This is a genomic window from Escherichia sp. E13S3, assembly GCF_004212325.1.
Taxonomy (GTDB): Bacteria; Pseudomonadota; Gammaproteobacteria; order Enterobacterales; family Enterobacteriaceae; genus Escherichia.
In genome coordinates, this window is record NZ_RHJR01000009.1 from 272,332 (window position 1) to 280,607 (window position 8,276).

Consider the following 8,276-nt stretch of genomic DNA (forward strand, 5'->3'; position numbering starts at 1 on the left):
CGTTTCGCTGATGGAGAAAAAAATGAAAAAAGGCACCGTTCTTAATTCTGATATTTCGTCGGTGATCTCCCGTCTGGGGCATACCGATACGCTGGTGGTGTGTGATGCGGGTTTACCCATCCCAAAAAGTACAACGCGTATCGATGTGGCATTAACCCAGGGCGTACCTTCTTTTATGCAGGTACTGGGAGTTGTTACGAGTGAAATGCAGGTTGAGGCAGCCATTATCGCGGAAGAGATCAAACAACATAATCCGCAACTCCACGAAACGTTGCTCACTCACCTTGAGCAGCTGCAACAACACCAGGGAAATACCATTGAAATTCGTTACACCACGCATGAACAATTCAAACAACTAACCGCAGAAAGTCAGGCGGTAATTCGCAGCGGAGAATGTTCTCCGTATGCGAATATCATTCTCTGTGCTGGCGTGACGTTCTGAGGTCGTCATGGAAGCATTACTACAGCTTAAAGGCATTGATAAAGCCTTTCCGGGCGTAAAAGCCCTCTCGGGCGCCGCGTTAAATGTCTATCCGGGCCGCGTGATGGCGCTGGTAGGCGAAAACGGCGCGGGTAAATCCACCATGATGAAAGTGCTTACCGGTATCTATACTCGCGATGCCGGTACGCTTTTATGGCTGGGGAAAGAAACGACATTTACCGGGCCGAAATCTTCCCAGGAAGCCGGGATTGGGATTATCCACCAGGAGCTGAACCTGATCCCGCAGTTGACCATTGCCGAAAACATTTTCCTCGGCCGTGAGTTTGTTAATCGCTTTGGCAAAATTGACTGGAAAACCATGTATGCCGAAGCGGATAAATTGCTGGCTAAACTTAACCTGCGCTTTAAAAGCGACAAGCTGGTGGGCGATCTTTCCATCGGTGACCAGCAAATGGTTGAAATCGCCAAAGTGCTGAGCTTTGAGTCGAAAGTCATCATTATGGATGAACCGACTGATGCGCTGACTGATACCGAAACCGAATCCCTGTTCCGCGTCATCCGCGAGCTGAAATCGCAAGGGCGCGGCATTGTCTATATTTCCCACCGTATGAAAGAAATCTTCGAGATTTGCGATGACGTTACCGTTTTTCGTGACGGGCAATTTATTGCCGAGCGTGAAGTGGCATCACTGACCGAAGATTCGCTGATTGAGATGATGGTGGGCCGCAAGCTGGAAGAGCAGTATCCACACCTGGACAAAGCGCCGGGAGATATCCGCCTGAAAGTCGATAATCTCTGCGGACCTGGTGTTAACAACGTCTCTTTTACCCTACGCAATGGCGAAATCCTTGGCGTCTCTGGTTTGATGGGCGCGGGGCGTACCGAATTGATGAAAGTGCTCTATGGCGCACTGCCGCGCACCAGCGGTTATGTCACGCTGGATGGGCATGAAGTTATTACTCGTTCACCGCAGGATGGCCTGGCAAACGGCATTGTGTATATCTCTGAAGACCGTAAACGCGACGGTTTAGTCTTGGGCATGTCAGTAAAAGAAAATATGTCGCTGACTGCGCTGCGCTACTTCAGCCGTACTGGCGGCAGTTTGAAGCATGCCGATGAACAACAGGCTGTGAGTGATTTTATTCGCCTGTTCAATGTGAAAACGCCGTCAATGGAACAGGCAATTGGCCTGCTCTCCGGTGGCAATCAGCAAAAAGTGGCGATTGCCCGCGGTCTGATGACGCGCCCGAAAGTACTTATCCTTGATGAACCTACCCGTGGTGTAGATGTCGGCGCGAAAAAAGAGATCTATCAACTGATTAACCAGTTCAAAGCCGATGGCTTGAGCATCATTCTGGTGTCATCAGAGATGCCAGAAGTATTAGGCATGAGCGATCGCATCATCGTCATGCATGAAGGGCATCTCAGCGGGGAATTTACTCGTGAGCAAGCCACCCAGGAAGTGTTAATGGCTGCCGCTGTGGGCAAGCTTAATCGCGTGAATCAGGAGTAAAAAAATGACAACCCAGACTGTCTCTGGTCGCCGTTATTTCACGAAAGCGTGGCTGATGGAGCAGAAATCGCTTATCGCTCTGCTGGTGCTGATCGCGATTGTCTCGACGTTAAGCCCGAACTTTTTCACCATCAATAACTTATTCAATATTCTCCAGCAAACCTCAGTGAACGCCATTATGGCGGTCGGGATGACGCTGGTGATCCTGACGTCGGGCATCGACCTGTCCGTCGGTTCTCTGCTGGCGCTGACTGGCGCAGTTGCTGCGTCTATCATCGGCATTGAAGTCAATGCGCTGGTGGCTGTCGCTGCCGCACTGGCATTAGGTGCCGCAATTGGCGCGGTAACCGGGGTGATTGTAGCGAAAGGTCGCGTCCAGGCGTTTATCGCTACGCTGGTTATGATGCTTTTACTGCGCGGCGTGACCATGGTTTATACCAACGGAAGCCCAGTGAATACCGGCTTTACTGAGAACGCCGATCTGTTTGGCTGGTTTGGTATTGGTCGTCCGCTGGGCGTACCGACGCCAGTCTGGATCATGGGGATTGTCTTCCTCGCGGCCTGGTACATGCTGCATCACACGCGTCTGGGGCGTTACATCTATGCGCTGGGCGGCAACGAAGCGGCAACGCGTCTTTCTGGTATCAACGTCAATAAAATCAAAATCATCGTCTATTCTCTTTGTGGTCTGCTGGCATCGCTGGCCGGGATCATTGAAGTGGCGCGTCTCTCCTCTGCACAACCCACGGCGGGGACTGGCTATGAGCTGGATGCTATTGCGGCAGTGGTTCTGGGCGGTACGAGCCTGGCGGGCGGAAAAGGTCGCATTGTTGGGACGTTGATCGGCGCATTAATTCTTGGCTTCCTTAATAATGGATTGAATTTGTTAGGTGTTTCCTCCTATTACCAGATGATCGTCAAAGCTGTGGTGATTTTGCTGGCGGTGCTGGTAGACAACAAAAAGCAGTAATAACGACTACAGGACATCTTGAATATGAACATGAAAAAACTGGCTACCCTGGTTTCTGCTGTTGCGCTAAGCGCCACCGTTAGTGCGAATGCAATGGCAAAAGACACCATTGCGCTGGTGGTTTCCACACTCAATAACCCGTTCTTTGTATCGCTGAAAGATGGCGCGCAGAAAGAGGCGGATAAACTCGGCTATAACCTGGTGGTGCTGGACTCCCAGAACAACCCGGCGAAAGAGCTGGCGAACGTGCAGGACTTAACCGTTCGCGGCACCAAAATTCTGCTGATTAACCCGACTGACTCCGATGCGGTGGGGAACGCCGTGAAGATGGCAAACCAGGCGAACATCCCGGTTATCACCCTTGACCGTCAGGCCACGAAAGGCGAAGTGGTGAGCCACATTGCTTCTGATAACGTACTGGGCGGCAAAATCGCCGGTGATTACATCGCGAAGAAAGCGGGCGAAGGTGCCAAAGTTATCGAGCTGCAAGGCATTGCCGGTACATCCGCAGCCCGTGAACGTGGCGAAGGCTTCCAGCAGGCTGTTGCTGCTCACAAATTTAACGTCCTTGCCAGCCAGCCGGCAGACTTCGACCGTACCAAAGGTTTGAACGTAATGCAGAACCTGTTGACCGCTCATCCGGATGTGCAGGCAGTGTTTGCGCAGAACGATGAAATGGCGCTGGGCGCACTGCGTGCGCTGCAAACTGCTGGTAAATCGGATGTGATGGTCGTCGGATTTGACGGTACACCTGATGGCGAAAAAGCAGTAAATGATGGCAAACTGGCAGCGACTATCGCTCAGTTACCCGATCAGATTGGCGCGAAAGGTGTCGAAACCGCGGACAAAGTTCTGAAAGGCGAAAAAGTTCAGGCGAAATATCCGGTTGATCTGAAACTGGTTGTTAAGCAGTAGTCTTAGTCAGGTTTTATAACCTGATAGTGGCATCAATACGTCATCGACAGATGAACGTGTAATATAAAGAAAAGCAGGGCACGCGCCGCCCTAACCCGGTGGCGCATTTTATGGACATCCCGAATATGCAAAACGCAGGCAGCCTCGTTGTTCTTGGCAGCATTAATGCTGACCATATCCTTAATCTTCAATCTTTTCCTACTCCAGGCGAAACCGTAACCGGTAACCACTATCAAGTCGCATTTGGCGGCAAAGGCGCGAATCAGGCGGTGGCAGCAGGGCGTAGCGGCGCGAATATCTCGTTTATAGCCTGCACGGGCGATGACAGTATTGGCGAGAGCGTACGTCAGCAGCTCGCTACTGATAACATTGATATTTCTCCGGTCAGTGTGATCAAAGGCGAATCAACAGGTGTGGCGCTGATTTTTGTTAATAGTGAAGGCGAGAACGTCATCGGTATTCACTCCGGCGCTAACGCTGCCCTTTCCCCTGTGCTGGTAGAAGCACAACGCGAGCGTATTGCGAATGCCTCAGCATTATTAATGCAGCTGGAATCACCACTCGAAAGTGTGATGGCAGCGGCGAAAATCGCCCATCAAAATAAGACTATCGTTGCGCTTAACCCGGCTCCGGCTCGCGAACTTCCTGACGAACTGTTGGCGCTGGTGGACATTATTACGCCAAACGAAACGGAAGCAGAAAAGCTCACCGGTATTCGTGTTGAAAGTGATGAAGATGCAGCGAAGGCGGCGCAGGTACTGCATGAAAAAGGTATCCGTACTGTACTGATTACTTTAGGAAGTCGTGGTGTATGGGCTAGCGTGAATGGTGAAGGTCAGCGCGTTCCTGGATTCCGGGTGCAGGCTGTCGATACCATTGCTGCCGGAGATACCTTTAACGGTGCGTTAATCACGGCGTTGCTGGAAGAAAAACCATTGCCAGAGGCGATTCGTTTTGCCCATGCCGCAGCTGCGATTGCCGTAACACGTAAAGGCGCACAACCTTCCGTACCGTGGCGTGAAGAGATCGACGCATTTTTAGACAGGCAGAGGTGACGTTTGGCTACAATGAAAGATGTTGCCCGCCTGGCGGGCGTTTCTACCTCAACAGTTTCTCACGTCATCAATAAAGATCGCTTCGTCAGTGAAGCGATTACCGCCAAAGTTGAAGCGGCGATTAAAGAACTCAATTACGCGCCATCAGCTCTGGCGCGTAGTCTCAAGCTTAATCAAACACATACCATTGGCATGTTGATCACCGCCAGTACTAATCCTTTCTATTCTGAACTGGTGCGTGGTGTTGAACGCAGTTGCTTCGAACGCGGCTATAGTCTTGTCCTTTGTAATACCGAAGGCGATGAGCAGCGAATGAATCGTAATCTGGAAACGTTGATGCAAAAGCGTGTTGATGGCTTGCTGTTACTGTGCACCGAAACGCATCAGCCTTCGCGTGAAATCATGCAACGTTATCCGACAGTGCCAACCGTGATGATGGACTGGGCGCCGTTCGATGGCGACAGCGATCTCATTCAGGATAACTCGTTGCTGGGCGGAGATTTAGCGACGCAATATCTGATCGACAAAGGTCATACTCGTATCGCCTGTATTACCGGACCTCTGGATAAAACGCCTGCACGTTTGCGACTGGAAGGTTATCGGGCGGCGATGAAACGTGCTGGCCTCGACATTCCTGATGGTTATGAAGTGACTGGCGATTTTGAATTTAACGGCGGGTTTGACGCTATGCGACAGCTGTTATCACATTCGCTGCGTCCTCAGGCGGTCTTTACCGGAAATGACGCAATGGCAGTGGGTGTTTACCAGGCGTTGTACCAGGCTGGATTGCATGTCCCGCAGGATATCGCGGTGATTGGTTATGACGATATTGAACTGGCACGTTATATGACGCCACCGCTCACCACTATCCATCAACCGAAAGATGAATTGGGAGAGCTGGCGATTGATGTACTCATCCATCGAATGGCGCAGCCAACCTTACAGCAACAACGATTACAACTTACTCCGATTCTGATGGCGCGCGGCTCGGCTTAGATTTTTGCTGGCGTTTAATCAAATTATTACCATCAGTTGCCTTCAGGAGCATGAACATCGCTGCTGAAGCAACCGTAATAATCCCCATCGTAATAAACGTATAGTGGAATTGTTCAACAATCGTCGTACCTTCCATCCCTTCGTAAACGCGAAGAACGGCTGCGCTAACGGCTACACCTAAACTGATCGACAACTGTTGCGTGACCGCCAGGACGCTGTTACCACTGCTGGCGTTGTCATCGGTCAGATCGGCAAGTGTTATGGTATTCATCGCGGTAAATTGCGTTGACATCGCCATCCCTAAAATAAACAACGGCAAAATTAGCATCCAGATCGCCATTGCCGGAGATTGCAATGATAACTGGGCGATCATCAAACCAATAATCACCGTAATTCCCACTAACGTATGGCGATAGCCCAGACGCCGTAAAACCTGCGTAACCATCGATTTCGCAATAATGGAGCCTAACGCTATCGGTGCCATCATGCAGCCGGCAATAAACGCCTGATAACCAAATCCTACCTGTAACATCAATGGCATAAGGAACGGTACACAGCCGGTCCCCAGACGGGTTGCAATATTGCCTACGATACCGATCGAGAAAGTGCGGGTTTTAAATAAGTTTAATGAAATTAATGGGTTTGGCGTTCGTCGCGCATGGAGAATATAGAGAAGCAGTAACACTATGCTGGCCACAATGACCGTCAAGGCAATCCAGGTTTCAACAATTTTCTCACCAAACAGCTCTATTCCACTTGAGAAGAGCACAAGGCTAAGACCAAACAGTAAGAAACCAGTGATATCAAATTTTCGACGTGCTGTGGTGAAGTTGGGCATATGTTTGCGAGCGTAAAGAAGGCCCGCAATACCAATGGGAATATTGATTAAAAAGATCCAGTGCCATGTTGCCCACGTGACTAACATGCCCCCAAGAACGGGCCCTAAAATCGGCCCTACCAGACCCGGCATGGCGACAAAATTCAGTACCGGGAGGAGTTCATTGCGTGGGTATGCGCGCAGTAACGCCAGGCGAGCGACCGGCATCATCATTGCGCCGCCTATCCCCTGAATAACACGGAAGACAACCAGTTGTGGCAGCGAGTTTGAGAGTGCGCAGGCCAGAGAACCCAACGTGAACAAGCTAACGGCAATGGTGAAAACGCGGCGTGTGCCGAAGCGATCGGCCAGCCATCCGCTGACCGGAATAAGCATCGCCACCGTCAGCGTGTAACTGATGATGGCCGATTGCATAGCGAGGGGGGAGCGATTAAGACTATGAGCGATATCGGGTAGGGCTGTATTCAGGATGGTGGCATCAAGTGCCTGCATGAAGAAAGCCATCGCCGCAATCCATGGCAAACCCGCCATACTGCGCTTCTTTTTCTCGCTCATTCAATGTCCCTTTGTCTGGTTATTATCACTTATCCGGAGTGTGTAGTAGCGCCTGACAAGCTTTAAATGCCGCGTTGCCATCGCTTTGGATAATCGCATCGACGATCGCCTGGTGCAGATCCAGCTTTATCACTGTGTCACTGGTTATTGACGTGAAGTAAGTGTGATAAACCGAATGGAATAGCGAAGCGAAAGAGGTCAAAAACGGATTGGCGCTCATTTCATAGATGTGCTCATGCCAGGCCATATCGACCTCAACCCAACGTTCTCGGCGAAAGTTATCTTTTAATGCGACCATTTCGGCCATTAGCGTGTTGAGATGCGCCTTCTGTTCTGCTGTTCCTACCGTTGCAGCCAGTAAACAGGCTTGCGGCTCCAGACAGATACGCATAACCAAAAAGTGATCAATGACCTGATGAAAGTTCTCTTCTGTCATCCACCAGGTGAGTAATTCCTGATCAAGAAAGTTCCAGTTGGATTGTGGCATGACCCGAGTACCAATTCGTGGACGCGGTAAAACCATCCCCTTTGCCGTTAACGTCTTGACCGCTTCGCGTACCGCAGTACGACTCACACCAAATTGCTCACCCAGTTCAATTTCACCCGGCAAAATGGTGCCAGGTGCGTATTCACCTTTTAAGATTCGTTGTGCCAGCTTCTCAGCCAGAACATATGAAAGGTTTTTCTGTGCAGCTAACTGTTGTGCGCTTAAAGGCATTACTTATCTTCCTTTTTCTTTTTATTCCTCTTTAGTATGCCACCTGGAAGTGTGATTGCGGTTGCAAAAACGGCAAATTGCTTGTTTTATGGCACGCTTACAGGTGTTTTGCTGAAAAAACGCGCATTCGGAAAATTATTTTAAATTTCCTCTTGTCAGCTCAGAATAACTCCCTATAATGCGCCACCACTGACACGGAACAACGGCAAACACGCCGCCGGGTCAGCGGGATTCTCCTGAGAATTCCGGCAGAGAAAAGCAAAAAAATGCTTGA

8 protein-coding genes are annotated in these 8,276 nt (G+C 50.4%); 6 read left to right on the plus strand and 2 right to left on the minus strand.

Annotation, left to right across the window (positions count from 1 at the left end):
- Positions 1-22: 22 nt before the first annotated feature.
- The 6 genes from rbsD to rbsR all read left to right on the plus strand — a co-directional run bounded on the left by rbsD (position 23) and on the right by rbsR (position 5,891).
- Entirely contained in the window at positions 23-442 is a 420-nt protein-coding gene (rbsD, locus tag D9597_RS11550; protein WP_130206840.1) for a D-ribose pyranase, read from the plus strand.
- Positions 443-449: 7 nt separating this feature from the next.
- Complete coding sequence (rbsA, locus tag D9597_RS11555) at positions 450-1,955, plus strand: ribose ABC transporter ATP-binding protein RbsA (protein WP_130222531.1); 1,506 nt, start codon at positions 450-452, stop codon at positions 1,953-1,955.
- A gap of 4 nt (positions 1,956-1,959) precedes the next feature.
- Positions 1,960-2,925: a ribose ABC transporter permease gene (rbsC, locus tag D9597_RS11560; protein WP_130222533.1), complete on the plus strand. Its 966-nt coding sequence runs from the start codon at positions 1,960-1,962 to the stop codon at positions 2,923-2,925.
- 24 nt (positions 2,926-2,949) lie between these two features.
- Positions 2,950-3,840 (plus strand): ribose ABC transporter substrate-binding protein RbsB, encoded by an 891-nt coding sequence (gene rbsB, locus D9597_RS11565; RefSeq protein ID WP_001056273.1) that lies wholly within the window; start codon positions 2,950-2,952, stop codon positions 3,838-3,840.
- Positions 3,841-3,965: 125 nt separating this feature from the next.
- Positions 3,966-4,895, plus strand: a complete 930-nt coding sequence (rbsK, locus tag D9597_RS11570; RefSeq protein ID WP_130222550.1) for a ribokinase — start codon at positions 3,966-3,968, stop codon at positions 4,893-4,895.
- 3 nt (positions 4,896-4,898) lie between these two features.
- Positions 4,899-5,891, plus strand: coding sequence for a ribose operon transcriptional repressor RbsR (rbsR, locus tag D9597_RS11575; protein WP_130215068.1), 993 nt, complete (start codon positions 4,899-4,901; stop codon positions 5,889-5,891).
- On the opposite strand, the gene mdtD is transcribed toward rbsR, so the two are convergent.
- Both mdtD and D9597_RS11585 read right to left on the minus strand, forming a co-directional pair.
- Entirely contained in the window at positions 5,857-7,284 is a 1,428-nt protein-coding gene (gene mdtD, locus D9597_RS11580) for a multidrug transporter subunit MdtD (protein WP_130222535.1), read from the minus strand. The genes rbsR and mdtD overlap by 35 nt on opposite strands.
- A 25-nt stretch (positions 7,285-7,309) precedes the next feature.
- Positions 7,310-8,002 carry a FadR/GntR family transcriptional regulator gene (locus tag D9597_RS11585; protein WP_130222537.1) on the minus strand — a complete coding sequence of 231 codons (693 nt, stop codon included), beginning with the start codon at positions 8,000-8,002 and terminating at the stop codon, positions 7,310-7,312.
- Between the last annotated feature and the right edge of the window lie 274 nt (positions 8,003-8,276).

Bases quoted from the DNA above. Each gene is read 5' to 3' on its own strand.
- rbsC (WP_130222533.1), top strand. From the start codon at position 1,960: ATGACAACCCAGACTGTCTCTGGTCGCCGTTATTTCACGAAAGCGTGG.
- rbsD (WP_130206840.1), top strand. From the start codon at position 23: ATGAAAAAAGGCACCGTTCTTAATTCTGATATTTCGTCGGTGATCTCC.
- rbsB (WP_001056273.1), top strand. From the start codon at position 2,950: ATGAACATGAAAAAACTGGCTACCCTGGTTTCTGCTGTTGCGCTAAGC.
- rbsK (WP_130222550.1), top strand. From the start codon at position 3,966: ATGCAAAACGCAGGCAGCCTCGTTGTTCTTGGCAGCATTAATGCTGAC.
- mdtD (WP_130222535.1), bottom strand. From the start codon at position 7,284: ATGAGCGAGAAAAAGAAGCGCAGTATGGCGGGTTTGCCATGGATTGCG.
- D9597_RS11585 (WP_130222537.1), bottom strand. From the start codon at position 8,002: ATGCCTTTAAGCGCACAACAGTTAGCTGCACAGAAAAACCTTTCATAT.
- rbsA (WP_130222531.1), top strand. From the start codon at position 450: ATGGAAGCATTACTACAGCTTAAAGGCATTGATAAAGCCTTTCCGGGC.